We start from the raw sequence: 24,853 nt of genomic DNA on the forward strand, positions 1-24,853 counted from the left end.
CGGCGGCCATAGCGAAACGGGAAACACCCGGTCCCATACCGAACCCGGAAGTTAAGCCTTTCAGCGCCGATGGTACTGCAACCGAGAGGTTGTGGGAGAGTAGGACGCCGCCGGACAAACATTGTGGAAGTGGGGTCACCTTCGGGTGGCCCCACTTCTGCATTTCCGGGGCTCTCGCAGGTCGCGAGACGCCGCCGCGCTGCTGCCTTCCTGGCCGTTCACCGTCCACAGGAGGACCCGCCGCCGGGTTCTCCACAGGCCCCAGCGGTCTGGACCACCACCTGTCGCACCGAGGAGACACAGTCGTCTCCCAGGAGGTGCACGATGACCACAACGGACACGGCAACAGGCACGACGAAGAGGCGAGCGGCCACGGTGGCTGCTCGCCGCCGCCAGGTGAGCGACGGCGCTGATGACGGACTCGAGGGCACGAACGAGGTGCGGCTCGTGGGCCGCCTGACCAGCGTCCCGGTCCTGGTCGACCTGCCGAGCGGCGACGCGCTCGTCAGCTTCCGGATCTCGGTGCCGCGATCTCCGGGGGCGGCGAAGACCGGGTCGACGTCGAACCAGCGGGTGGACTCGATCCCGTGCTCCGCGTGGAGCGCCGTCCTGCGCCGGCGCATCGCCGGCTGGCGACCCGGCGACACGGTCGAGGTCGCCGGCGCAGTCTGCTGCCGCTTCTACCAGGCCGGGGGAGCGACGAGGTCGCGCGTGGAGGTCGTGGCTACCTCAGCGAGGATCATCCGTCGTGCACCGGCCGCATGATCACGCCGAGGCTGGGCTTGGGCTGGAACGAGGTCGCCTTCTCCGGCAGGAGCCCGCCTGACTCGACGAGGGCCCTGACCTGGTCGAAGTCGGGGCTCGGGAGGAGCACTGCGGGTGCAGCGGGGGAGGTGGCGCCCAGCGCTTCGTCGACCGTGTGGTGGTGCTCGAGCCGCGGGGGCGGCACGGGCAGCCGCGGCAGGACATGGTCATGGAGCCACGACACCGCCGCCTCGCGGTCGAGGCCGAGCGGTGCCACGGCGTACCACGTCTCGCCGTCCGTCAGGACCAGGTGCGTGCTGTCGAGGGCGTCGAGGGCCCGTTGGCGTGACCGTGCGGTCACCTCGGCGCCCGCGTCACGAGCGGCCTGGACGAGGACGTCGAGGCCGACCCGTGGCAGGGTCCGGTGGATCGCCCCGAGGAACAGGGGAGTGTCGTCCTGGTCCACGAGCATGGCGAGGCCGGCGTCCCACGGTGTGCCGGGGTGCTCCTCCTGCAGCCGCAGGTAGGCCGCGTAGCGGTGGTGGCCGTCGGCCAGGAGGCACTGGCTGCGGGAGATCAGCTCACCGATCGTCGCGACGACCTGCTCGTCCCGCACGGCCCAGAGCCGCTGGCGCTGGCCCGCCCGGTCGAGGTAGCGCCAGTCGGGCTCGGCGCCCGCGATCCGGTCGACGACCTCGCGCAGCTCCTGCCCACCGTGGTGCACCAGGAGGATGGGCGCCGGGTTGAGGTCCATCTGCCGCATCCGGTCCGCCAGCTCGCCGGCCTGCTCGGGGTGGATCGCCTCGTGCGGCCAGACGGCGCGGTCGGCCAACGTGTCGGCTCGCTCGGACACCCGCAGGGCGCCGACGAGCCCGCGGACGGTGAGTCCGCCCGAGGTGTACTCGTGGAGGTAGAGGGCGGGCGAGGTGTCGGAGCGTGCGTCGCCGCGGTCGATCCACTGCAGGAGGCGTGCGGCGACGTCGCGGTAGGGTCGCGCCAGTGCTCGCGCGGAGGCGGGGTCACCCACCCGGCTCGGGGACAGCATGACTGCCCGGAACGGGAGCAGCTCGAGGGGCTTCGCCACGTACGGAGGCACGACGGTGGCGAGGTCCATCGGAGCATCGTAGGGGGACGCTCGTCACAATTCGGAAAGGGGTGCGCCATGCTCGAGGAGTCCACGACGGCCCTCGTCGATGCCCACGACCTGGTGATGTTCGACCTCGACGGCGTGGTCTACGTCGGAGGTGAGGCGATCGACGGCGTGCCCGAGGCGATTGACCGGGTGCGGGACTCGGGGCGCCACGTCGCGTTCGTGACCAACAACGCCTCCCGCACGCCTGACCAGGTGGCGCAGAAGCTCACGAAGGTGGGCGTGGCGGCGTCGGCGGGCGACGTGGTCACGTCGGCGCAGGCCGCGGCACGGCTGCTGGCCGAGGAGCACGGCGCGGGCGCCCGGGTGCTGATGCTCGGGGGCGAGGGCCTGCGGGTGGCACTGCTCGAAGCAGGTCTCGAGCCGGTGGAGGATCCCGATGGTGCCGTCGCGGTCGCGAGCGGCTACGGCCCGGACGTCCGCTGGCGAGACATCATGCGGGTCTCGACGCTCGTGCGGGACGGCCTGCCCTACGTCGCGAGCAACACGGACCTGACGATCCCGACCCCCTACGGCCTCGCGCCCGGCCACGGCGTGCTGGTGCGGACCATCACGGGTTTCGCGGGGGTGGAGGCCACCGTGGCCGGCAAGCCCGAGAGGCCCCTGATGGAGGAGACCGTCCGGCGCGTCGGCGGCGACCGGCCGCTGATGGTGGGCGACCGTCTCGACACCGACATCGAGGGCGCCCGCGCGATCGATGCCCCCTCGTTGCTGGTCCTCACCGGCGTGACGTGGCTCGACGAGCTGGCTGCCGCGCCGCCCCGGCTGCGACCGACGTACGTCTCCCCGACGCTGGCGGGCCTGTTCGAGCCGCAGCCCGTGCCGTCCGTCGAGGGCGCCACCGTCGCGCTCGGCGGCTGGACCGCGAGCGTGGAGGACGGGCGGCTGAAGGTCCAGGGGGACGGCAGCGACGCCGACTGGTGGCGGGTCGCGGCCACGGCGTGCTGGCGCCACCTGGACGAGGTGGGACACCCCGCCGACGTCTCCGACACGACGCCGCCCGGGCCGGTCCGGCGCCTCGGCGCCGAGTAGGCTCGCGGCCATGACCGAGCTGCCCGACCACGAGCCGACCGGCGTCGAGTCGGTCGACCGCGTCCTGGCCGAGGTCGCGGCGCTGGCGGACGCACCCGTCGCCGAGCACGTGGCGGTGTTCGAGCGCGCCCACGAGCAGCTGCGCCGCGCCCTCGACGCGCGGTCCGACGGGCCCGACGCGTCCGGCGACCACCGGGGCGACTGAACGACCGTGCCCCCCAGACGTCTGCGGCTCGACCAGGAGCTCGTGCGCCGCGGCCTGGCCCGTTCGCGCGAGCACGCCAGCGAGCTGGTGGCCGCCGGCCGGGTGACGGTCTCCGGTGCGCCCGCCACCAAGCCGGCGACCGGCGTGACGACCGACGTCGCCATCGTGGTCAAGGACGACCCCACGTCGGTCGACTACGTCTCCCGCGGAGGGCACAAGCTGGCCGGCGCACTCGAGGCGTTCGCCGACCACGGACTCACCGTCGACGGCAAGCGCTGCCTCGACGCGGGCGCCTCCACGGGCGGCTTCACCGACGTGCTCCTGCGCGCCGGGGCGCGCGAGGTCGTGGCCGTGGACGTCGGCTACGGCCAGCTCGCCTGGTCGCTGCAGAGCGACGAGCGGGTGCAGGTCCACGACCGGACCAACATCCGCGAGCTCACCCTCGACCTGATCGGCGAGCCGGTCGACCTCGTGGTGGGCGACCTGTCCTTCATCTCCCTCGCCCTCGTGCTCGACCCGCTGCTGTCGGTGACCCGCGAGGACGGCGCGCTGGCGCTGATGGTGAAGCCGCAGTTCGAGGTCGGCAAGGAGCGCGTCGGCAAGGGCGGCGTCGTGCGCGACCTCGCGCTGCGTGCCGAGGCGGTCACCACGATCGCCGACCTCGCCGCCGAGCGCGGCTGGGGCGCCGTGGCCGTCACGGTGAGCCCCCTGCCCGGCCCGTCCGGCAACGTCGAGTTCTTCCTCCTCCTGCGTCGCGGACCGGCCTTGATCGGCGCCGAGGAGATCCGCGCCGAGGTCGAGCGTGCCGGGTCGATGGGGGTGGCGGGTGAGAGGGTGGACCCGTGACCACCCCCAGCCTCCAGCGCCGCGTCCTGGTGCTCGCCCACACCGGCCGGGCCGAGGCGCGAGACGTGGCCCGGGCCTGCGTCAAGGGCCTGACCGCCCACGGCATCGCCGTGCGGCTGCTGGCCGACGAGGCAGCCGACCTGGACCTGGCGGACGTCGACGGGCTGGTCGAGACGACGCGTGCCGACGACGAGCCGGGCGAGGGGTGCGAGCTGGTGCTCGTCATCGGCGGTGACGGCTCGATCCTCCGCGCCGCCGAGATCACCCATGCGACGAGCACGCCGCTGCTCGGCGTCAACCTCGGCCACGTCGGGTTCCTCGCCGAGGCCGAGCAGGACGACGTCGAGTCCACCATCGCCGCGATCGTCGCGCGCGACTACACCGCCGAGGACCGCCTCACCCTCGACGTCTGCGTCCTCGTGGGCAAGGAGGTGCGGTTCTCCACCTTCGCGCTCAACGAGGCGAGCGTCGAGAAGGCCGCCCGCGAGCGCATGCTCGAGGTCGTCGTCGAGGTCGACGGGCGCCCCCTGTCCCGGTGGGGCTGCGACGGCGTCGTCTGCGCCACCCCGACGGGATCGACCGCCTACAACTTCAGCGCCGGCGGCCCCGTGGTCTGGCCCGAGGTCGAGGCGCTGCTGATGGTCCCGCTCAGCGCGCACGCACTCTTCGCCCGACCCATGGTCGTGGCCCCCACCTCGGTGCTCGCCGTCGAGGTGCTCTCCAACACCGAGGGCTCCGGTGTCCTGTGGTGCGACGGTCGGCGCACCGTCGACCTGCCGCCCGGTGCCCGCATCGAGGTACGCCGGGGCGCCCGGCCCGTCCGTCTCGTCCGGCTGCACCACGCGCCGTTCACCGACCGTCTCGTGGCCAAGTTCGACCTGCCGGTCGAGGGGTGGCGCGGCGCCGCCGAGCGGCGGCGCCGGGACAACGGGGACGCCGATGCTTGAGGAGCTGCGGATCAGCCAGCTCGGCGTCATCGAGTCCTCGACGCTCGAGCTCGGGCCCGGCCTCACGGTCATCACGGGAGAGACCGGTGCCGGCAAGACGATGGTGGTGACGGCGCTCGGGTTGCTGCTCGGGGGCCGGGCCGACTCGGGCGCGGTGCGCTCGGGCGCCAAGCAGGCGCGCGTCGAGGGCGTCGTCGCCGCGAGCGACCTCGACGGCTTCCGCGCGGCCGTCGAGGACGCCGGCGGGGAGGTGGAGGACGACCAGGTCGTCCTGGCCCGCAACGTCGCTGCCCAGGGGCGCTCCCGCGCGTGGGTCGGCGGCGCGTCGGTGCCGGTGGCGGCCCTGGCCGAGGTCGCCGAGCCCCTCGTGGCCGTGCACGGCCAGTCCGACCAGCACCGCCTGCTCCGATCGGGCGCCCAGCGCGCCTCGCTCGACCGGTTCGGCGGTGAGGCGCTGGCCGCGACCGCGTCGTCGTACGCCGCCCTGTGGGCCGAGCTCGTCGTCACCGAGCGGACCCTGGCCGACGTCGTCGGATCCGCCCGCGAGCGCGCGCGGGAGGCCGACCAGCTGAGGTTCGGCCTCGGCGAGGTCGAGGCCGTCGATCCACGGCCGGGTGAGGACGCCGAGCTCGCCGCCGAGGAGACGCGCCTCGGCTTCGCCGACACGCTGCGCACGGCCGCCGAGACCGCCCGCGAGGCCCTCTCGAGCGAGGAGGGCGCCCCCGACGCCCTCGCCACGACCAGCGCGGCGCGGCAGGCGCTCCAGGGCGTCCGCGACCACGACCCGGCCGCGGGGGAGCTCGCCGACCGGCTCGCCGAGCTGGGCCACCTGCTCGTCGACCTCGCCGGTGACGTCGCGTCCTACGCCGCGTCCCTCGAGACCGATCCCGCACGGCTCGCGGCCGTGTCCGAGCGGCGCGCGGCGCTGACGGCACTGACCCGCAAGTACGGCGACACAATCGACGACGTGCTCGCCTGGGCCGAGGACGGCGCCAAGCGGCTGCTCGACCTCGAGGACACCGACGGCCAGATCGCCGAGCTGGAGTCGCGCCGCGACCGCATCCGTGCCGAGCTGGGCGAGCTCGCCGCAACCCTGAGCGCCCAGCGCCAGGAGGCCGCGCGACGGCTGGGCGAGGCGGTGAGCGACGAGCTGACCTCCCTGGCGATGCCGCACGCCACCGTCACGATCGCGGTCACCCAGCAGGGCACACCCGCACCCGCGACCCCGGCGGGGCCCCAGCTCCTGGTCGACGGCCGCTGGCTGCGAGCCGGCGTGCACGGCGTCGACGACGTGGAGTTCCTGCTCGCCGCCAACACCGGCGCCGACGCCCGCCCGCTGCACAAGGGCGCGTCCGGTGGCGAGCTCTCGCGGGTGATGCTCGCGCTGGAGGTGTCCTTGGCCGAGACCGGCTCCGTCCCGACGTTCGTCTTCGACGAGGTCGACGCCGGCGTCGGCGGCAAGGCCGCCATCGAGGTCGGGCGGCGGCTTGCCGCGCTCGCGCGCACGTCGCAGGTGCTGGTGGTGACCCACCTCCCGCAGGTGGCCGCCTACGCCGACCGGCACGTGGTCGTGCACAAGTCCAGCGACGGGTCGGTCACCACCTCGGGCCTCGTCTCGCTGAACGACGACGACCGCGAGCGCGAGCTGTCGCGCATGCTCGCGGGCGTCGAGGACTCCGACAGCGCGCGGGCCCACGCCCGGGAGCTGCTCGAGGCCGCCGCGCCCGAGCGGGCGTGCCTCCCCGAGAGGCCCACCCGCGGCTGACACCATGGCGCGGTCATGAAGTTCGCAGTCCGCTCCCGCCAAGCCCCCGCCCTCCCCGGCGTGCACGGTCCCGCCCGGGTCCACCGTCGTACGGCCAGTGCCCTCGGCCGGCTGCACGAGGGGGACGTCGCCGTCCTCGACCACCTCGACATGGACCGGGCGACCGCCCAGGCGCTCGTCGACGCCGGCGTCGTGGCCGTGGTCAACGCCAGCCCGATGATCTCCGGCCGCTACCCCAACCTGGGCCCGCAGCTGCTCGTCGAGGCCGGTCTCACGGTCGTCGACAGCGTCGGGCCGGAGGTCTTCGACCGGGTCCGCGACGGAGCCGCCGTCCGTGTCGACGGGGCCACGGTGCACGCCGGTGACGACCAGGTCGCCGAGGGCCGCGAGCTGACCCTCGACCTCGTCGCCTCGGAGATGGACCGCTCCCGGACCGGGCTCTCGGCGCAGCTCGAGAGCTTCACCCACAACAGCACCGAGTTCCTCCGCCGCGAGCAGGACCTCCTGCTGCACGGCCACGGAGTGCCGCGCACCGCCACCGAGATGGCCGGACGCCCCGTGGTGGTGGCCGTGCGGTCCCACGGGTGGGAGGAGGAGCTGCGCGGCATCAAGCCCTTCGTGCGCGAGCAGCGACCGGTCCTCGTCGGTGTCGACCGCGGCGCGGACGCCCTGGCCAGCGCCGGGCACCATCCCGACGTCGTGGTGGTGACCGGCCGGTCCGACGACCTGCCGGCTGCCGCGGTGCTGAGGCGTGCCCGCGACGTCGTCGTCCTCGTCGAGCGCGGGGCCCCGCGCAGCGCGACGGAGCCCTTCGAGCGGCTCGGGATCCGTCCGCTCCGCTTCGAGACGTCGGCCACGACCGAGGACGCCGCCCTGCTGCTCGCCTCGGCGCGCGAGGCCGCGCTGATCGTGGGCGTGGGCATGCACGCCACGCTCGACGAGTTCCTCGACCGACGCCGCAGCGGCCTCGCCAGCACGTTCCTGACCCGCCTCAAGCTCGGCCCCGACCTCGTGGACGCGGCAGCCGTGCCGAGGCTCTACGACGGCGCGGTCCGCCCGCGCCACCTCGTCGGCGTCCTCGTCGCCGGGGTGCTCACCCTCGCCGCCGCCGTCAGCGTCACGCCGGTCGGCCAGCAGTGGGTCGACGAGCTGTCGCCGCCCGTCACCAGCACCACGTCAGACCTGATCGACAACGTCCGAGGAATCCTTCCGTGATCACCCTGCGTCACCACCTGCTCACCATCGTCGCCGTGTTCCTCGCCCTCGCGGCCGGGATCGTCCTGGGCGGCGGCCCGCTCTCCGACGTCGGCCCGACCGTCGCGACCTCGTCGGGCGAGCGGGAGCCCGCGCCGGCGGACGACCGCGCCCAGACCGACTACACCGAGAGCGTCGTCTCCGCCCTGGGGCCGGCGACCGTCAGCGGCCGCCTCGCCGACCGCTCGGTCGCCGTCGTGACGGTGCCGGGAGCCGACGAGCAGGTCGTCACCGCGCTCACCGAGCAGGTGTCCGCCGCCGGCGGCACCGTCAGCGCGCGCTACGACCTCTCCGACGACCTCGTCGACCCCGGCCAGAAGTCGCTGGTCGACACGCTCGGCAGCCAGCTGCTGACCCAGCAGGCCGAGGGAGACGTCGCCGCGGACGCGTCGACGTACGACCGCATCGGTCAGCTGATCGGTCTGGCGGTGGCGACGAAGGAGGCCGAGGGCCTCGACGTCAACGGCAAGGCCCGGGCCATCGTCGACGCCGTGAGCGGCGCCGGGCTGATGGCGAAGCCGGGCGAGGTCGCGCAGCGCTCGCCGCTGGTGCTGCTCGTCCTGGGCACGGACGCCGGTGACGAGGGCTCCGACGCGATCCTCGCCGGGCTCGCCCAGGGACTGGCGGCCCAGGCGGGTGGCGTGGTCGTGGCGGGCGTCACCGCCGACGGGGGAGAGGGCCAGCTCGGCCGCCTCCGTGCCGACCCGGCCTCGGCCGCAGTGGCGACGCTCGACGGGGTGGACACCGCCGCCGGACGCGTCGCGACGGTCCTCACCCTCCAGCGCTCCCTGACGACTCCGGGCGGTGCGTTCGGTGCGTCGGGTGCGGACGGCCCCGTCCCCCTCGGGTAGGATAAAAGCCCGTGAAGAGCCGCACGCCGACCAAGCACGTATTCGTGACCGGAGGCGTCGCCTCCTCCCTCGGCAAGGGGCTCACCGCCTCCAGCCTGGGTAACCTGCTGAAGGCGCGCGGTCTGCGCGTCACGATGCAGAAGCTGGATCCCTACCTCAACGTGGATCCCGGCACGATGAACCCGTTCCAGCACGGTGAGGTCTTCGTGACCAACGACGGTGCCGAGACCGACCTGGACATCGGTCACTACGAGCGGTTCCTCGACACCGACCTCAACCAGATCGCCAACGTCACGACGGGTCAGGTCTACTCGACCGTGATCGCCAAGGAGCGCCGCGGTGACTACCTCGGCGACACCGTGCAGGTCATCCCGCACATCACCAACGAGATCAAGGACCGCATCCTCGCGATGGGCGGTCCGGACATCGACGTCGTCATCACCGAGGTCGGCGGCACAGTGGGCGACATCGAGTCGCTGCCGTTCCTCGAGGCGGCCCGCCAGACCCGGCACGAGATCGGGCGCGACAACTGCTTCTTCATCCACGTGTCGCTGGTGCCCTACATCGGCCCGTCCGGCGAGCTGAAGACCAAGCCCACGCAGCACTCCGTCGCCGCGCTGCGCTCCATCGGCATCCAGCCCGACGCGATCGTGTGCCGCGCCGACCGTGAGCTCCCCGAGGGCATCAAGCGCAAGATCGCGCTCATGTGCGACGTCGACGACGAGGCGGTCGTGACGGCCGCCGACGCGCCGTCGATCTACGACATCCCGAAGGTCCTGCACCGCGAGGGCCTCGACGCCTACGTCGTACGCCGCCTCGACCTGCCGTTCCGCGACGTCGACTGGACCGACTGGGACGACCTGCTGCGCCGCGTGCACCACCCGTCCGAGGAGGTCACCGTCGCGCTCGTCGGCAAGTACATCGACCTGCCCGACGCCTACCTCTCCGTCAGCGAGGCGCTGCGCGCCGGTGGCTTCGCGCACGACGCCAAGGTCCACATCCGGTGGGTCGCCTCCGACGAGTGCCAGACCGAGGCCGGCGCGGCCAAGCACCTGGCCGACGTCGACGCCGTGCTCGTGCCGGGCGGCTTCGGCGTGCGCGGCATCGAGGGCAAGCTCGGTGCGCTGCACTACACCCGCACGCACGGCATCCCCACGCTCGGGCTGTGCCTGGGCCTGCAGTGCATGGTGATCGAGTACGCCCGCAACATGGCGGGCCTCACGAAGGCGGGCTCGACGGAGTTCGACCCCGACACCGTCGAGCCGGTGATCTCCACCATCGAGGAGCAGAAGAAGTACGTCGACGGCGCGGGCGACCTCGGCGGCACGATGCGGCTCGGCCTGCAGAAGGCCGACCTCGCCGAGGGAAGCGTGGTGCGGGCGGCGTACGGCTCCGCGACCGTCGAGGAGCGGCACCGCCACCGCTACGAGTTCAACGACGCCTACCGCGAGACCCTGGCCCGGGCGGGCCTGGTGTTCTCCGGCGTCAACCCCGAGCTGGGCCTGGTCGAGTTCGTCGAGCTGCCCGCCGACGTGCACCCCTACTACGTCGCCACCCAGGCGCACCCCGAGCTGCGCTCGCGTCCCACGCGCCCGCACCCGCTGTTCGCCGGGCTCGTCGGTGCGGCCATCGAGCGCCAGCGGTCCGAGCGCTTCCCGCTCGACGAGTCGGGCCTGCGTCGCAAGGACGAGGGCGCCGAGGACTGACCTCCCAGCGCGAGGAAGTGCCCGGTCGGCGCCTCCCAGCGCGAGGAAGTGCCCGGTCGGCGCCTCTGAGCGCGAGGAGGTGCCCGGTCGGCGCCTGGCAGCGCGAGGAAGTGCCCGGTCAGAGGCGGCGGGCCTGCAGGATCCGGCCGAGCACGAACGAGTTCGCGCGGAGCTGGTTGCGGGCGTAGGCGATCAGGCTGGTGTCGTCGGCCGCAGCCTCGGCGGCAGCGAGGAAGGACTCGTCGCCCGCGCCGAGGGGGTACATCGCCCGGATGGTGAGCCCCTGGTTCAGCAGGCCGCCCTTGAGCGTGTGCAGCTCCTCGAGGTAGCGGTGTGCGAACGGAGCGAGGAGCTCGGCCTGGCCGGGCCGCCAGAACGTCGAGCCCAGCACGAGGGTCTCCCGGCTCGCCGGCACGGCGTAGTCGACGAAGAACGCCCGCCAGACCTCCTCCTTGGCCTCGACGTCGGGACGCGCGGCGAGCACCGCGAGGCGGCGCATGCCGGCGTCCGGGTCGGGGTCGGACTCGAGCAGGCGGCGTACGGCGTCCTCGTCGTAGTCGCCGAGCTCGGCCCGGCGTACGGCCATCCGCCAGGCCAGGTCGAGGTCGGTCGCCTCGTCGGCGGCTGCCTGGAGGACCGCCCAGTGCTCGTCGGCGGAAGCGGACGCCGCGAGGGTGCGCAGCGCGGCCTGGCGAGCGTCGGGTACGTCGACCAGCCCGACCACCGCGTCAGCCAGCGCGGCCAGGAGGCCGGGCGACTCGTCGGCCGGCGCCCACCGGTCGGCGACCTGGAGGGCCTGGGCCAGGAACGGCTCGACGAGCGCCGGGCTGGTCTCCGTGGACAGGGCGCGGGTCAGGGCACCCGACACGTCGCGGGGGGCGACGTCGCCGAGCAGCAGCAGCTGGCCCGCGGTGGCCGCGACGAGCGCGCGGTCGAGCGGGTCGTCGAGCTGCTGGACGCGCTCGAGCATCAGCCGCAGCGAGGTCGGGTCGGGCTTGACGGCGGCGAAGGTGTAGTCGCCGGCGTTGACCAGCCGGAGGTCGCCCTCGGGCAGCTCGACGGGCGTGCGCCGACCGGTCACCTCGTGCGAGGAGCGGCCCACCGGCACGAGGGCGTCGCCCGAGGCGTCGAAGACGGCGACGTCGAGCCGGTGCGGACGCGGCTCCTGGCCGTCGTTCGTCTCCACGACGAGCTCGCCGTCGACGAGCGAGATCACGTCGGTGCCGGCCTCGTCGAGCCACGCCTTGGTCCAGGCCGTCAGGTCGCGGCCGGAGGCCCGCGAGTAGCAGTCCATCAGGTCGTCGAGGCGGGTGTTGGAGAAGGCGTAGCGGCTGAAGTAGTCGCGCAGGCCCTCCACGAACGCGTCCTCGCCGATGTAGGCGACGAGCTGGTGCAGCACGCTCTGGCCCTTGACGTAGGTGATGGCGTCGAAGTTGGACATCGCCGACGACACGTCGGGCACGTCGCTGCGGATGGGGTGGCGAGCGGGGCTCATGTCCATCTCGTAGGCGGTGCGCTTGAAGGCGGCGAGGAAAGTCGCCCACTGCTCGGTGAACTCGCTCGCGCGGGCCATGCCCCAGTTGGCCGCCCAGGACGCGAAGGCCTCGTTGAGCCACAGGTCGTCCCACCACTGCATCGTCACGAGGTCGCCGAACCACATGTGGGCCATCTCGTGGAAGATGAACTCGGCCCGGACGGCGCGCTGGGCGTGGGTCGGGGGAGTGCGGAAGAGCTGGCCGTCGCCGTAGGTGACGCAGCCCCAGTTCTCCATGGCACCGCCGAGGTTGGGCACGAAGACCTGGTCGTAGCGCTCCTGCGGGAACGGGTACCCGAACCGCTCGCCGAAGAACGCCAGCCCCTGCCGGGTGAGCGTGACCATCTCGTCGAGGTCGCGCTCGAGGATCGACCTGAGCGACTGCCGGCAGTAGAAGCCGAGGTCGTAGCCGTCGTGCTGCTGCCGCACCTCGTGGAACGGGCCCGCGTTGACCACGACGACGTACGTCGACAGGCGGGGGGTGTCGGGGAACGTCCACACGCGCGCGTCGACGGCCAGGTCGGGGTCCACGTCCGTGACCGACTGGGGTGCGCCGTTGGAGGTGACCAGCCACGACGACGGTGCGGTCACGACGAAGCGGTGCGGCGCCTTGAGGTCGGGCTGGTCGAAGCAGGCCCAGACGCGACGGGCCTCGTCGGGCTCGAGGCTGGTCCAGACGTAGACCAGCTTGTCGGTCGGGTCGACCGTGCGGAGGATGCCCTCGCCCGTGGCCGTGTTGGTGGTGCTCGCCTCGACCACGAGGACGTTGTCGGCCGCGAGGGCCGGGAGCGGCAGCCGGCCGTCGGCCGCGGCGGAGACGTCGACCTCCTCGCCGTTGAGGCTCGCGCGGACCACGTCCATCGCGACGTCGACGAAGGTGGTGGCGCCGGGCTCCGAGCACGTGAAGGCGATGGTGCTGGTTGAGCGCCACACCTCGCCCTCGAGGAGGCCGGTCAGGTCGACGTCGATGTCGTAGCGCTGGACCTCGAGGAGGTCGGACCGGGTCTTCGCTTCGTGCGTGGTGAGGGTCGACAACGTCATGGAGGCGAACCTACTCACCCTGTCCATCGCCCTCTCAACCGACGCCGCTCGCTGGGCTAGCGTCGGGGCATGACCGACGCGACCACCCCCGACCGAGCGCACGACCGACCGGACGAGCTCGCCGACCGCCCGATGACGTGGCCGGTGGTGTCGAGCCACGACCTGCACCGCGACGACTGGGTGGTCGCCCTGCGCGAGGACGTCATCACCCGTCCGGGCCACCCCGAGGAGTTCAGCCGCCTCACGCTGGAGCACCCGGGCGCGGTCGTGGTGCTGGCGGTGGACGACGACGAGCGGGTGATGTGCCTGCGGCAGTACCGGCACACCAACCAGCGCGAGTTCGTCGAGCTGCCCGCCGGTCTGCGGGACGCCGGCGACGAGCCGAGCGTCGAGACCGCGAAGCGCGAGCTGCGTGAGGAGGTCGAGCTCGAGGCCTCCGACTGGCGACTGCTGCTGAGCACCTACGGCAGCGCGGGGATCAGCACCGAGGTGCACGAGATCTTCCTCGCCCGCGGGCTGACCCACGCGCCGCGCGGGGACTTCGAGATGGAGCACGAGGAGGCCGAGATGGAGCGCTTCTGGGTGCCCATGGCCGAGCTGCTCGAGGCCGTCCTGGAGGGGCGGGTGCGGCAGGGGCCGCTGGCCCAGGCGGTGCTGGCGTACGACGTCCTCCGGCGCCGAGGGGCCCTCGACGCCGCGTAGGGCGTCCCGGGAGTAGTCTCGCCCTCGCTGTGAGGCGGGCCACGACGTGGTGGACGCCCGGATCCCGAGGAGCAAGGCATGAAGGTCGGCGTACCCAAGGAAGTCAAGAATCGCGAGTACCGCGTGGCCCTGACCCCGATCGGCGTGCACGAGCTCGTCCAGCACGGCCACGAGGTCGTGGTGCAGAAGACGGCCGGCGAGGGCTCGCAGATCCCCGACGAGGAGTACGCCGCCGCGGGCGCCACGCTGCTCGACACGGCCGACGACGTGTGGGGCACCGCGGACATGGTCCTCAAGGTCAAGGAGCCCGTCGCCGAGGAGTACGAGCGGATGCGGGAGGGCCAGACCCTCTTCACCTACCTCCACCTCGCTGCCGACAAGCCGCTGACCGAGCAGCTGATGCAGCGCAAGGTCACCGCGATCGCCTACGAGACCGTCCAGCTGCCGTCGGGCGGGCTGCCGCTGCTCTACCCGATGTCGGAGGTCGCGGGCTGCCTCGCCCCGCAGGTCGGCGCCCACGCGCTGCTGAAGGCCAACGGCGGTCGCGGCGTCCTCATGGGCGGCGTCGGCGGCGTCGCCAACGCCAAGGTCGTCATCATCGGCGCCGGCGTCTCGGGCCAGAACGCCGCCAACATCGCGCTCGGCATGGGTGCCGACGTGACGCTCCTCGACACCGACCTCGACAAGCTGCGGATGTCGTTCTGGCGCTACAACAACCGGGTGCACGGCCTGGCCTCGTCCAAGCTCGCCATCGAGCAGCAGGTGATGGAGGCGGACATGGTGATCGGCGCCGTCCTCATCCCGGGCGCCGCGGCCCCCAAGCTGGTGAGCAACGAGCTGGTGTCCCGGATGAAGCCCGGCTCGGTGCTCGTGGACATCGCCATCGACCAGGGCGGCTGCTTCGAGGACTCCCACGCCACCACGCACGACGACCCCACCTACGCGGTGCACGACTCGGTGTTCTACTGCGTGGCCAACATGCCCGGCGCGGTGCCCAACACCTCGACGTACGCCCTCACCAACGCGACGCTGCCCTACGCCGTCGCCCTCGCCGACAAGGGGTGGCAGCAGGCGCTGCGCGACGACCGCAGCCTCGCGCTCGGCCTCAACACCCACGCGGGCGAGCTCACCAACGCGCCGGTCGGGCAAGCCGTGGGCATCGAGTCGGTGGACCTCGATACCGTCCTCGGGTGAGCTCTGGGGCGAGGCTGGACCGCGCGGTCCGCACCTACCTCGACCACCTGGCGGTCGAGCGGGGGCTGGCGGCCAACACCCTCAGCTCCTACCGCCGTGACCTGGCCCGCTACGACGAGTTCCTGACCGGGCAGGGCATCGACCACCTGGACGCGGTCACCGAGGCGACGGTGGCCGCGTTCCTGGTCAGCCTGCGCGAGGGGAGCGAGGCCCACCCGCCGCTGAGCGCGACGTCGGCGGCGCGGACGGTGGTGGCCGTGCGCGGCTTCCACCGGTTCGCCGTCTCGGACGGCCTGGCGACGGCCGACCCGGCGGCCGCGGTCAAGCCGCCCACCCCTGCCAAGCGGCTGCCGAAGGCGCTGCCGCTGTCCGACGTCGAGGCGATCCTGGAGGCGGCGGGAGCCCCCGACACGGTCCTCGCCCTGCGCGACCGGGCCCTGCTCGAGCTGCTCTACGGCACCGGGGCGCGCATCTCGGAGGCCGTCGGGCTCGACGTCGACGACCTCGACCAGGTCGACGGCACGGTGCTGCTCCGCGGCAAGGGCGGCAAGGAGCGGCTGGTCCCCGTGGGCGGCTACGCCAGGGACGCCGTCGCCGCCTACCTCACGCGGGCGCGTCCCGAGCTCGTCGGCGCCGGCAAGGGCGGCCCGGCGATGTTCCTCAACTCCCGCGGCGGCCGGCTGTCGCGCCAGAGCGCGTGGGCGGTGCTGGTCAAGGCCGCCGAGCGGGCCGGCGTGACCGCGTCGGTCTCCCCGCACACGCTGCGGCACTCGTTCGCCACCCACCTGCTCGACGGGGGCGCCGACGTGCGCGTCGTCCAGGAGCTGCTCGGCCACGCGTCCGTGACCACGACGCAGGTCTACACGCTCGTCACCGTCGACAACCTGCGCGAGGTCTTCGCCACCGCCCACCCGCGGGCGCGGGAGTAGCCGTGCTGCGGCTGCTCGACGGGGTCTCGTGGAACGGCGTGCCGCTGCCCGGCGAGCGGGTCGGCGCGCTGCTCGCCGTGCTCGCGGCAGAGCCGGCAGGCGTCGGCGACGGTCGGCTGGTCCGGGAGATCTGGCCCGACGCGGAGCCCGTTCACCCCGCCAAGGCGCTGCAGGTGCTGGTCTCCCGCACCCGCTCGGCCACCGCGCCGGACGTCGTCCAGCGCGTCGAGGGCGGCTACCGGCTCGGCCTGGCCGACGAGGACGTCGACGCCCGCACGCAGGCCGCGCACCTCGCCGGCGCCCGCGCCGCGCTCGCGTCCGGGGATGCCGCCGAGGCGTTCCGCCTGGCCTCGTCGGTGGCGGCGATGGACGTGGCCGTCCCCGGCGCGGGACCGCTCGCCGACCTGCGGCTCGCGGCGGAGCAGCGACGTACGACCGCGCGGGAGGTCGCCGCGCTGGCCGCCGCGCGGCTGGGTCGGCACGCCGAGGCGCTCGACGGGCTCACGACGGCGCACGAGCGGCGTCCTGACGACGCCGAGGTCCTCCTCGCGCTGCTGCGCGCGGAGGCCGCGACGGCCGGCCCCGCCACCGCGCTGGCGCGCTTCGAGTCCTACCGGGCCGACCTCGTCGACCGGCTCGGCGTCGACCCGGAGCCCGCCCTCCAGCGGCTCCACGTCGAGCTGCTGGCCGCCGACGACCCGGTGCGGACCGGGGTGCGGTACGACGCGACCGGGCTGCTGGGTCGCGAGCAGGACCTCGACCGCCTGCGCTCGGCGCTCGCCGCGTCGCGGCTGGTCACCGTGCTCGGCCCCGGTGGCATCGGCAAGACGAGCATCGCCCATGTGCTGGCCCGCGAGTCGATGCTGCCCCGCGTCCACGTGGTGGAGCTCGTCGGCGTCGGCGCGGGCGACGACGTGGTGGTGGCGGTCGGCGCGGCCCTCGGCGTGCGCGGGTCCGTGACGACCCGGCTCGCGCTGACGGCTGCCCAGCAGGCCGACGTACGCAGCCGGTTGGCGCAGGAGCTCGACGCGGGGCCGACGCTGCTCGTCCTCGACAACTGCGAGCACGTCCTGGAGCCGGTGGCCGCGCTGGTGGCCTTCCTGCTCGCGACGACCCGCGACCTGCAGGTGCTGGCCACCAGCCGGGCCCCGCTGCGGCTGGCGGCCGAGCGGGCGGTCCCGCTGAGCCAGCTCTCCGCCTCCGACGCGGGAGACCTGTTCGTGCAGCGCGCCTCCGCGACGAGGCCGGACGCGGTGCTCGACCCGGTCGCGGTGCGCGACGTCGTCGACCGGCTGGACGGGCTGCCGCTCGCCGTCGAGCTCGCCGCTGCGCGCGTCCGGACGATGACGGTCGCCGAGGTGGCCGCCGCGCTCGACGACCGGTTCGCCGCGCTGCGCAGCCGCGACCGCACCACTCCCGACCGCCACCGCACGCTGGAGGCGGTCATCGCCTGGTCGTGGGACCTGCTGGCCGCCGACGAGCAGCGGGCCTTGGCCTGGCTCTCCGTCTTCCAGGACGGCTTCGACCGGGCGACGGCCGTGTCGGTGCTGGGCCCCGACGGCCCCGACCTGGTGGACGCGCTCGTCGAGCAGTCCCTGCTGGTGGTCACCGAGGACGGCGGCACCACGCGCTTCCGGGCGCTCGAGACGGTCCGCGAGTACGCCGCCGCCCGACTGGCCGCCCGCAGTGAGGAGGAGGCCGCGGGGCAGGCGCAGCGACGGTGGGCGCGCGACCTGTCCGACCGGTGCCAGGACCTCGTCGTCACCGACGACCAGGTCGCGCTCGTGGACGTGCTCGTGCGCGAGCAGAACAACCTCACCGACGTGCTCCGGCACGCCCTCGCGACCGCCGACCGCGAGATGGTCGCCCGGCTCGCGGCGCTCCTCGGCAGCCTCTGGACCGTCACGGGCGACCAGCCGAGGATCTTCGCCGTCTGCGACGCCGCGTCGGAGCTCCTCTCCGGGTGGGACGTGCCGCCCGATCTGCGACGGCATGCCCAGGAGGCCGCCGGCGTGCTGATGATCCATCTGAGCTGGATGCCGGGGGTCGACCTCGGCGGACTGCGCGACCTGCTCCTGCAGGGCGAGCGGCCCACCGGCGTGTGGGGGCTGATCGGGCACACGGTCCACGTCGCGGACGGGGCGACGCCCGCACGCCTGGCCGAGGTCGCCGCCCAGGAGCCGAGACCGGCGATGGCGGGTGCGCTGCTGCTGTGGGCGGCGATCGTCTCGGAGAACGACGGCGACGTGGGCGCGGCCCGGGCGTACGCCGAGGCGGCCCTGGACGGACCGCTGCCGCCGTACCTCCTCGCCTCGCTCCACGCCGAGCTGAGCCAGCTGGCGATGGCCGTGGGCGACCACCACCGGGCGGCGCGTCACGCGGAGGTGGCCTGGCCGCTGCTCGAGCGGATCCACTCGGTGACCGATGCCTACAGCCTCCAGGTCGCCACCGCCCTCGCTCCGCTGCTGGACGGGGACGCCGATGCCGCGGAGGCCCTCCTCGAGCGGTTCGGCCCGCCGGACGGCGACACCGCGCAGGTCGGCGCGCGCCTCACGTGGCAGACGGCCCAGGCCGAGGTCGCCCTGGCGCGCGGCGACCACGCGGAGGCGCTCCGGCGCTACGACGCCGTCGTCGACCTGGTGACCGACGGCGACACCCCGGGCGTCGGGCCGGGCGCCTCGCCATGGGTCGCCCTGGCGTCGTCCGCCGCCCTCGTCAGCCGGGTCCGCTACGGCACGGCCTCGCCCGACGCACGCGCCGACGAGCTGCGCGACCTCGTCGCCGGCCCGTCCGGTCGCACCCCGGAGGGCACGCTGTGGTTCACCGACCTCCCGCTCAACGGCATGCTGCTGGTGGCGCTGGCCGCGTGGGTGCTGAGGTTCGGGCCGGCCGAGCAGCACGCCGACGGCGTGCACCTGCTCGCCGTCGCGCACCGCTGGGCCTACAACCGCAGCATCCCGGTCATGGCGTGGGAGCCCATGGTCGAGCTCGCGGAAGCCGTCCAGCCCGGACGGATCGGCCCGCTCGTCGTCGAGCTGGCCGACCGCCCGGGCCCCGACCTGGTGCCCGGCGCGGCCGCGGCGGTGGACCGCCTGCGGCGCGCCTGGCAGGTCACATCCGCCGGTTGAAGGCCCGCACCGAGAGCGGTGCGAAGACGGCGATGATGACCGTGCAGCCGAGCAGCGCCCAGCCGACGCCCGCCGTGACGGCGCCGTCGTTGGCGAGGTCGCGAAGGGCGGTGATCACCAGGGAGACCGGGTTGAGCTCGGCGAAGGTCTGGAGCGGCTCCGGCATGGTGTCGGTCGGGACGAACGCGTTGGAGAGGAACGTCAGCGGGAACATCACCAGCAGGGAGATGGCCTGCACTCCTTGCGCGTTGCGGCCCACGATCCCGAACAGCGTGAAGATCCACGCCAGTGACCAGCCCGCCAGCATGGCGAGGAGGACGGCGCCGGCGACGCCGAGCACGCCGCCGCCCGGCCGGTAGCCGATCGCGATGCCGACGGCGAAGGTCAGCACCGAGGCGATGAAGTAGCGGAGCAGGTCGGCCACCATCGGGCCGGCCAGCGGCGCGAGGCGCGAGATCGGCAGCACCTTGAAGCGGTCGAAGACCCCGGTGTCCATGTCGGTGCGGAGCTGGACGCCGGTGGCCACGCACGCGGTCAGCACGGTCTGACCGATGAGGCCGGGGATGATCAGCGGCAGGTAGCTCTGCACGTCGCCGGAGATCGCGCCGCCGAAGATGTAGGCGAACATGCCCGTGAAGACCAGCGGCTGGATGGTGACGTCGAACATCACCTCCATGCTGCGGCGCATCTTCATCGTCGCCCGCCAGGCCAGGGTCATCGTCTGGGTGAGGGTCTCGGCCACCCCCACGCGGTCGGTGTCGACGTCGGCGGGGTCGGTGACGGTCAGGGTGCTCATCGGGCGTCCTCCATCTGCGGGTCGGGGAGGTCGGCGCCGCGGTTCGCGGCCCCGTCCTGGGGGTCCTCGGTGTCGTGGGTGTCGTGGGTGTCGTGGCCGGTCAGCGCGAGGAAGACCTCGTCGAGCGACGGCTTCTGGACGGTCACCGACTCGATGGCGATCCCGCGGTCGCGGAGGGCGACGAGGACGTCGACGGCCTGGTCGGTGCGGGTCAGCGGCACGTTGACGCGTCGTGCCTCGGGGGTGAGGACCGCCTCCTCGCGCACCAGCCGCCGAGCCTCGTCCGCCACGACCGGCAGGTCGGCGGCGTCGGCCAGCTGGAGCTGGAGGGTCGACTGGCCGACCGACGACTTGAGCTCGTCGGCGGTGCCCTCGGCGACCTTGCGACCGCGGTCGATGACGGCGATCCGGTCGGCGAGCTGGTCGGCCTCGTCGAGGTACTGGGTCGTGAGCAGGACGGTGCACCCGGTGCGGACGAGGTCGCGGATCGTGTCCCACATCTGCCCGCGGGTGCGGGGGTCGAGGCCCGTGGTGGGCTCGTCGAGGAAGATCAGCGGCGGCCGCGTGAGCAGGCTGGCGGCGAGGTCGAGACGGCGCCGCATGCCGCCGGAGAAGGCCGAGATGGGCTTGCTGGCCGCCTCGGTGAGGTCGAACTGCTCGAGCAGCTCGGCTCCGCGAGTGCGGGCCTCGGTGCGCCCGAGGCCCTGGAGCCGCGCGAAGAGCCAGAGGTTCTCGGTGGCAGTGAGGTTCTCGTCCACGGAGGCGTACTGCCCGGTGACGCCCAGCAGTCGTCGTACGGCGTGGGGCTCGGTGCGGACGTCGTGGCCGAAGATCCCGGCCCGACCCTCGTCGATGTGGAGCAGGGTGGCGAGCATGCGGAGCATCGTCGTCTTCCCGGCCCCGTTGGGGCCGAGGACGCCGAACACCTCGCCGCGGTGGACCTCGAGGTCGATCCCGTCGACGGCGCGGTGGTCGCCGAACTTCTTGACGAGCGCGGAGGCGCGGACTGCGAGTCCTGGATGTGTGGTCATGGGAGTAACTGTCCGCCCGCGTGGTTTCACCGCGGTTCCACGCCGCCTGCCGCGCTGAAACCGGCGGGTGGTTGGATCGACGCATGCTGGATCCAGTGCGCCTCGACACGCGGGTCCCGACGGGCGCGGACCCGGACGCGGTCTACGATGCCTTCACCGGCTGGGTGGCCGACCAGGGGCTCGACCTCTACCCGCACCAGGACGAGGCCGTGATCGAGCTGCTCGGCGGCAACCACGTCGTGCTGGCGACGCCCACCGGGTCGGGCAAGTCGATGGTCGCCGTCGGCGCCCACGTCGCGGCGCTCGCCCGCGACGAGGTGAGCTTCTACACCGCTCCGATCAAGGCGCTCGTCAGCGAGAAGTTCTTCGCCCTCATCGAGGTCTTCGGCGCCGACAACGTCGGCATGCTGACCGGGGACGCCGCGGTCAACCCGGACGCGCCGATCATCTGCTGCACCGCGGAGGTGCTGGCCAACATCGCGCTGCGCGAGGGTCGCTCGGCCGACGTCGGGCTCGTGGTGATGGACGAGTTCCACTTCTACGCCGAGCACGACCGCGGCTGGGCCTGGCAGGTGCCGCTGCTCGAGCTCGTCGACGCCCAGTTCCTGCTGATGTCGGCGACCCTGGGCGACGTGTCCTTCTTCGTGGAGGACCTCAAGCGGCGCACCGGTCGCGACACCGCCGTCGTCGACGACGCCGAGCGTCCGGTGCCGCTGAGCTTCCGGTGGTCGATGGAGCCGCTCGACGACACGCTCGAGGAGCTGGTCGCGACCGGCCAGGACCCCGTGTACGTCGTCCACTTCACGCAGGCCGCGGCGGTCGAGCACGCCACCAACCTCCTGCGGCACCCGCCGAAGAAGGTCGACAAGGAGGCGATCGCGGAGCGGATCGGGGCCTTCCGGTTCGGCGCCGGGTTCGGCAAGACCCTGTCGCGGCTGGTCCGCAGCGGCATCGGCGTCCACCACGCCGGGATGCTGCCGAAGTACCGCCGGCTCGTGGAGACGCTCGCGCAGGCCGGGTTGCTGCGCGTGATCTGCGGCACCGACACCCTGGGGGTCGGCATCAACGTGCCGATCCGGACCGTGCTCTTCACGGGCCTCGCCAAGTTCGACGGCAACCGGCAACGGGTGCTCCGGACCCGGGAGTTCCAGCAGATCGCCGGGCGGGCGGGTCGCGCCGGCTACGACACGGCCGGCTACGTCGTCGTACAGGCTCCCGAGCACGTCATCGAGAACGAGCAGGCGAAGGCCAAGGCGGCCGCGCGGGTGGCGGCCGGCAAGAAGAAGTCCAAGGCGCAGCTCAAGAAGGCGCCGGAGGGCACGGTCGTGTGGACCGAGCAGACCTTCGACAAGCTCGTCGCCGGCGTGCCGGAGCGGCTGACCAGCCGGATGAAGATCGACAACTCGATGCTCATCAACGTCCTCACTCGCGAGGAGGACGCGTTCGCCGTGGTGCGGCGCCTCGTGACGGACAACCACGAGGAGCGGCGCGGGCAGCTGCGCCTGGCGCGGAGGGCGCTGCGTCTGTCGCGCTCGCTGGTGCGCACGGGCATCGTCACGCGGCTGCCGGAGGTCGACGACCTCGGTCGGCGCTACGTGCTCAGCGTCGACGTGCCCGACGACTTCGCGCTTAACCAGCCGCTCGCGCACTTCGCGCTCGCCGCCTTCGACGTGCTCGACCCCGAGTCGGAGACCTACGGCCTCGACGTGGTCTCGGTCGTCGAGGCCGTCCTCGAGGCGCCGCGCCAGATCTTGATGGCGCAGCAGCACGCCGCCCGCGGCGTGGCGATCGGCGAGATGAAGGCCGACGGCATCGAGTACGACGAGCGGATGGCGCTGCTCGAGGAGATCACCTGGCCGCAACCGCTGCGCGAGCTCCTCGAGGCCCTCTACGAGACCTACCGGCAGACGCACCCCTGGCTCCACGACGACGCGCTCGGCCCGAAGTCGGTGGTGCGGGAGATGTGGGAGCAGGGGATGGGGTTCACCGACTTCGTCAGCCGCTACCAGCTGGCCCGCTCCGAGGGGCTGGTCCTGCGCTACCTCACCGACGCCTACCGCACTCTGCGCCAGACCGTGCCCGAGACGCACCGTGCGCCCGAGGTGGAGGACGTCATCGAGTGGCTGGGGGAGACCGTCCGCCAGACCGACTCCTCGCTGCTCGACGAGTGGGAGGCGCTGTCGGACCCCGACCACGCGTCCTCCGCGGTCGCCCACCACGAGCCGCCGCCCCCGCCGCGCCCGCTGTCGAAGCAGGAGCGGCCGTTCCGGGTGATGGTCCGCAACGCCATGTGGGCGCGGGTGGACGCCGTCTCGCGCGACGACCTCGACGGCCTCGTACGGCTCGAGCGCGCCGCGGCCGACCGGACCGACCCGCCGCGGCAGGTCGTCGTCGGCCGGTCCGTGTGGGACGCGGCGCTCGAGGACTACTACGCCGAGCACGACCGCGTCCTCACCGACGGCGACGCTCGCGGTCCGGACCTGCTGGTCGTGGGGGAGGAGCGGACGGGGGAGCCCGTCGGCGCCGAGGAGGGCACGACCGCCCGCCTGCGCGACGTACGCCAGACGATCCACGACCCCGAGGGCCACCACGACTGGGTCATCGACGCCGTCGTCGACTGCGACGCGACCGACAGCGCCGGCGAGCTGGTGGTCGCGACCGTCGCCATGCGGCGGCTCTGAGGCCGGTGGCGGTTCATCGTGTCCGGTGAGGGTGGCGGCACACGACATCCTTCTGCGGCGGCGTGATGTCGTACGCCGCCACCTTCGCGCCCGACCACGTGCCCGGCCACGCGCCCGGCCTCGTGCCCGACCAGGTGGGCGACCGCGTAGAGTCCCGCGCGGTGCGCGAGCGGACTCGTCCGAACTCGTCTGCGGACTGTCGACGTGTCGACAAAGTCCGAGGTGCCCGGCGTGGTCCAATCGGGGTCCAGGCCGATGCACGACGGATGTGACGAGGAGCAGACATGAGCGGTGCGGGATTCCCCGGTCAGGGCACGGGCAGCAGCGCCCCCGAGATGCCGCCGCTCGTCCGGCCACCGCACCCGCAGACCCCCCAGCCAGGCCCCACCCCGCGAGACGAGCAGACCGTGACCCAGCCGATCCCCTTCGAGCGTCCGATCGAGACGCGTGCCGCGACCACCCTCGAGGCCGAGAAGCCCCTCGGGCCGACCGGGCGTCCGATGCCGGTGTTCCCCGAGCCCCCGGCGGTCACCGAGCACGGCGGTGCCCGCGTCGTCTCGATGTGCAACCAGAAGGGCGGGGTCGGCAAGACGACGACCACGATCAACCTCGGCGCCTCGCTCGCCGAGTTCGGGCGCAGGGTGCTGCTCGTCGACTTCGACCCGCAGGGCTCGCTGTCCGTCGGCCTGGGGCTGAACCCGCACGAGATGGACCTGACCATCTACAACCTGCTGATGGACCGCGAGACCACGCTCGACGAGGTCGTGGTCCCGTCCGGCATCGAGGGCATGGACCTGCTGCCCTCCAACATCGACCTGTCGGCCGCCGAGGTCCAGCTGGTGCACGAGGTGGCGCGCGAGCAGACGCTGCAGCGGGTGCTGGCCCCGGCGCTCGAGCACTACGACGTCATCCTCATCGACTGCCAGCCCTCGCTCGGCCTCCTGACCGTCAACGCCTTGACCGCCTCCGACGGCGTCATCGTCCCGCTGGAGTGCGAGTACTTCGCGCTGCGCGGCGTGGCGCTGCTCAAGACGACGATCGACAAGGTGCGCGAGCGGCTCAACCCCAAGCTCGAGATCGACGGCGTGCTCGGCACGATGTTTGACGGCCGCACGCTCCACAGCCGCGAGGTCATGGAGCGCCTGGTGTCCGCGTGGGGCGACAAGGTCTTCCACACCGTCATCCGCCGCACCGTGAAGTTCTCCGACGCCACGGTCGCCGGCGAGCCGATCACGTCCTACGCCTCGTCGTCGACCGGCGCCGACGCCTACCGCCAGCTGGCCAAGGAGGTGGTGACCCGGTGGCCCGCCGAGTGAG

19 protein-coding genes and 1 rRNA gene are annotated in these 24,853 nt (G+C 73.2%); 16 read left to right on the top strand and 4 right to left on the bottom strand.

The window, feature by feature from the left end:
• Both rrf and NYO98_RS06285 read left to right on the top strand, forming a co-directional pair.
• A 5S ribosomal RNA gene (gene rrf / locus NYO98_RS06280) occupies positions 1-116 on the top strand; the annotation flags it as partial.
• Between the two features lie 208 nt (positions 117-324).
• Positions 325-765 (top strand): single-stranded DNA-binding protein, encoded by a 441-nt coding sequence (locus tag NYO98_RS06285; protein ID WP_268110697.1) that lies wholly within the window; start codon positions 325-327, stop codon positions 763-765.
• On the opposite strand, the gene NYO98_RS06290 is transcribed toward NYO98_RS06285, so the two are convergent.
• A complete protein-coding gene (locus NYO98_RS06290) occupies positions 740-1,858 on the bottom strand; it encodes a DUF1015 family protein (protein ID WP_268110698.1) in 1,119 nt (372 codons plus the stop codon). The two genes, NYO98_RS06285 and NYO98_RS06290, sit on opposite strands and share 26 nt — an antisense overlap.
• 48 nt (positions 1,859-1,906) lie before the next feature.
• Here NYO98_RS06290 and NYO98_RS06295 point away from each other — a divergent pair, with 48 nt between their 5' ends.
• Genes NYO98_RS06295 through NYO98_RS06330 form a run of 8 tightly spaced genes read left to right on the top strand, consistent with a single transcriptional unit; the run spans position 1,907 to position 10,500 of the window.
• Positions 1,907-2,926 carry an HAD-IIA family hydrolase gene (locus NYO98_RS06295; RefSeq protein ID WP_268110699.1) on the top strand — a complete coding sequence of 340 codons (1,020 nt, stop codon included), beginning with the start codon at positions 1,907-1,909 and terminating at the stop codon, positions 2,924-2,926.
• A 10-nt stretch (positions 2,927-2,936) separates the two neighbouring features.
• Complete coding sequence (locus NYO98_RS06300; RefSeq protein WP_268110700.1) at positions 2,937-3,131, top strand: hypothetical protein; 195 nt, start codon at positions 2,937-2,939, stop codon at positions 3,129-3,131.
• 6 nt (positions 3,132-3,137) lie between these two features.
• Positions 3,138-3,977 (top strand): TlyA family RNA methyltransferase, encoded by an 840-nt coding sequence (locus NYO98_RS06305; protein ID WP_268110701.1) that lies wholly within the window; start codon positions 3,138-3,140, stop codon positions 3,975-3,977.
• The gene (locus tag NYO98_RS06310) at positions 3,974-4,924 is read left to right on the top strand and encodes an NAD kinase (protein ID WP_268110702.1); all 951 of its coding nucleotides are present in this window, start codon (positions 3,974-3,976) and stop codon (positions 4,922-4,924) included. Before NYO98_RS06305 ends, NYO98_RS06310 begins: the two co-directional genes overlap by 4 nt.
• A complete protein-coding gene (gene recN / locus NYO98_RS06315) occupies positions 4,917-6,689 on the top strand; it encodes a DNA repair protein RecN (protein ID WP_268110703.1) in 1,773 nt (590 codons plus the stop codon). Before NYO98_RS06310 ends, recN begins: the two co-directional genes overlap by 8 nt.
• A gap of 15 nt (positions 6,690-6,704) precedes the next feature.
• On the top strand, positions 6,705-7,904 hold the full coding sequence (gene steA, locus NYO98_RS06320) for a putative cytokinetic ring protein SteA (protein WP_268110704.1): 1,200 nt from the start codon (positions 6,705-6,707) through the stop codon (positions 7,902-7,904).
• Positions 7,901-8,794, top strand: a complete 894-nt coding sequence (locus NYO98_RS06325) for a copper transporter (protein WP_268110705.1) — start codon at positions 7,901-7,903, stop codon at positions 8,792-8,794. Before steA ends, NYO98_RS06325 begins: the two co-directional genes overlap by 4 nt.
• An 11-nt stretch (positions 8,795-8,805) precedes the next feature.
• Positions 8,806-10,500: a CTP synthase gene (locus tag NYO98_RS06330; RefSeq protein ID WP_268110707.1), complete on the top strand. Its 1,695-nt coding sequence runs from the start codon at positions 8,806-8,808 to the stop codon at positions 10,498-10,500.
• 118 nt (positions 10,501-10,618) lie between these two features.
• Here NYO98_RS06330 and pepN read toward each other — a convergent pair whose 3' ends face one another.
• Positions 10,619-13,075 (bottom strand): aminopeptidase N, encoded by a 2,457-nt coding sequence (pepN, locus tag NYO98_RS06335; RefSeq protein WP_268110708.1) that lies wholly within the window; start codon positions 13,073-13,075, stop codon positions 10,619-10,621.
• A gap of 69 nt (positions 13,076-13,144) precedes the next feature.
• Between pepN and NYO98_RS06340 the strand changes: the two genes are divergently transcribed.
• The 4 genes from NYO98_RS06340 (at position 13,145) to NYO98_RS06355 (ending at position 19,028) form a co-directional block, all read left to right on the top strand.
• Positions 13,145-13,777 (top strand): NUDIX domain-containing protein, encoded by a 633-nt coding sequence (locus NYO98_RS06340; RefSeq protein ID WP_268110709.1) that lies wholly within the window; start codon positions 13,145-13,147, stop codon positions 13,775-13,777.
• Between the two features lie 78 nt (positions 13,778-13,855).
• Positions 13,856-14,971 carry an alanine dehydrogenase gene (gene ald, locus NYO98_RS06345; RefSeq protein WP_268110710.1) on the top strand — a complete coding sequence of 372 codons (1,116 nt, stop codon included), beginning with the start codon at positions 13,856-13,858 and terminating at the stop codon, positions 14,969-14,971.
• Positions 14,968-15,900 (top strand): site-specific tyrosine recombinase XerD, encoded by a 933-nt coding sequence (gene xerD, locus NYO98_RS06350; RefSeq protein ID WP_268110711.1) that lies wholly within the window; start codon positions 14,968-14,970, stop codon positions 15,898-15,900. Before ald ends, xerD begins: the two co-directional genes overlap by 4 nt.
• Positions 15,901-15,902: 2 nt before the next feature.
• Positions 15,903-19,028, top strand: coding sequence for an ATP-binding protein (locus NYO98_RS06355; RefSeq protein ID WP_268110712.1), 3,126 nt, complete (start codon positions 15,903-15,905; stop codon positions 19,026-19,028).
• On the opposite strand, the gene NYO98_RS06360 is transcribed toward NYO98_RS06355, so the two are convergent.
• Entirely contained in the window at positions 19,012-19,824 is an 813-nt protein-coding gene (locus NYO98_RS06360) for an ABC transporter permease (RefSeq protein ID WP_268110713.1), read from the bottom strand. The genes NYO98_RS06355 and NYO98_RS06360 overlap by 17 nt on opposite strands.
• Entirely contained in the window at positions 19,821-20,855 is a 1,035-nt protein-coding gene (locus tag NYO98_RS06365; RefSeq protein WP_268110714.1) for an ATP-binding cassette domain-containing protein, read from the bottom strand. The genes NYO98_RS06360 and NYO98_RS06365 overlap by 4 nt, the downstream gene beginning before the upstream one ends.
• Before the next feature lie 83 nt (positions 20,856-20,938).
• Between NYO98_RS06365 and NYO98_RS06370 the strand changes: the two genes are divergently transcribed.
• Both NYO98_RS06370 and NYO98_RS06375 read left to right on the top strand, forming a co-directional pair.
• Complete coding sequence (locus NYO98_RS06370; RefSeq protein WP_268110715.1) at positions 20,939-23,536, top strand: DEAD/DEAH box helicase; 2,598 nt, start codon at positions 20,939-20,941, stop codon at positions 23,534-23,536.
• 407 nt (positions 23,537-23,943) lie between these two features.
• Positions 23,944-24,852, top strand: coding sequence for a ParA family protein (locus tag NYO98_RS06375; protein ID WP_407673865.1), 909 nt, complete (start codon positions 23,944-23,946; stop codon positions 24,850-24,852).
• Position 24,853 lies beyond the last annotated feature (1 nt).

It is taken from the genome of Nocardioides pini (genome assembly GCF_026712185.1).
GTDB classification, from domain to species: Bacteria; Actinomycetota; Actinomycetes; order Propionibacteriales; family Nocardioidaceae; genus Nocardioides; species Nocardioides pini.

Bases quoted from the DNA above. Each gene is read 5' to 3' on its own strand.
- NYO98_RS06290 (WP_268110698.1), bottom strand. From the start codon at position 1,858: ATGGACCTCGCCACCGTCGTGCCTCCGTACGTGGCGAAGCCCCTCGAG.
- pepN (WP_268110708.1), bottom strand. From the start codon at position 13,075: ATGACGTTGTCGACCCTCACCACGCACGAAGCGAAGACCCGGTCCGAC.
- NYO98_RS06370 (WP_268110715.1), top strand. From the start codon at position 20,939: ATGCTGGATCCAGTGCGCCTCGACACGCGGGTCCCGACGGGCGCGGAC.
- recN (WP_268110703.1), top strand. From the start codon at position 4,917: ATGCTTGAGGAGCTGCGGATCAGCCAGCTCGGCGTCATCGAGTCCTCG.
- NYO98_RS06300 (WP_268110700.1), top strand. From the start codon at position 2,937: ATGACCGAGCTGCCCGACCACGAGCCGACCGGCGTCGAGTCGGTCGAC.
- NYO98_RS06340 (WP_268110709.1), top strand. From the start codon at position 13,145: ATGACCGACGCGACCACCCCCGACCGAGCGCACGACCGACCGGACGAG.
- NYO98_RS06295 (WP_268110699.1), top strand. From the start codon at position 1,907: ATGCTCGAGGAGTCCACGACGGCCCTCGTCGATGCCCACGACCTGGTG.
- NYO98_RS06360 (WP_268110713.1), bottom strand. From the start codon at position 19,824: ATGAGCACCCTGACCGTCACCGACCCCGCCGACGTCGACACCGACCGC.
- NYO98_RS06365 (WP_268110714.1), bottom strand. From the start codon at position 20,855: ATGACCACACATCCAGGACTCGCAGTCCGCGCCTCCGCGCTCGTCAAG.
- NYO98_RS06285 (WP_268110697.1), top strand. From the start codon at position 325: ATGACCACAACGGACACGGCAACAGGCACGACGAAGAGGCGAGCGGCC.
- steA (WP_268110704.1), top strand. From the start codon at position 6,705: ATGAAGTTCGCAGTCCGCTCCCGCCAAGCCCCCGCCCTCCCCGGCGTG.
- ald (WP_268110710.1), top strand. From the start codon at position 13,856: ATGAAGGTCGGCGTACCCAAGGAAGTCAAGAATCGCGAGTACCGCGTG.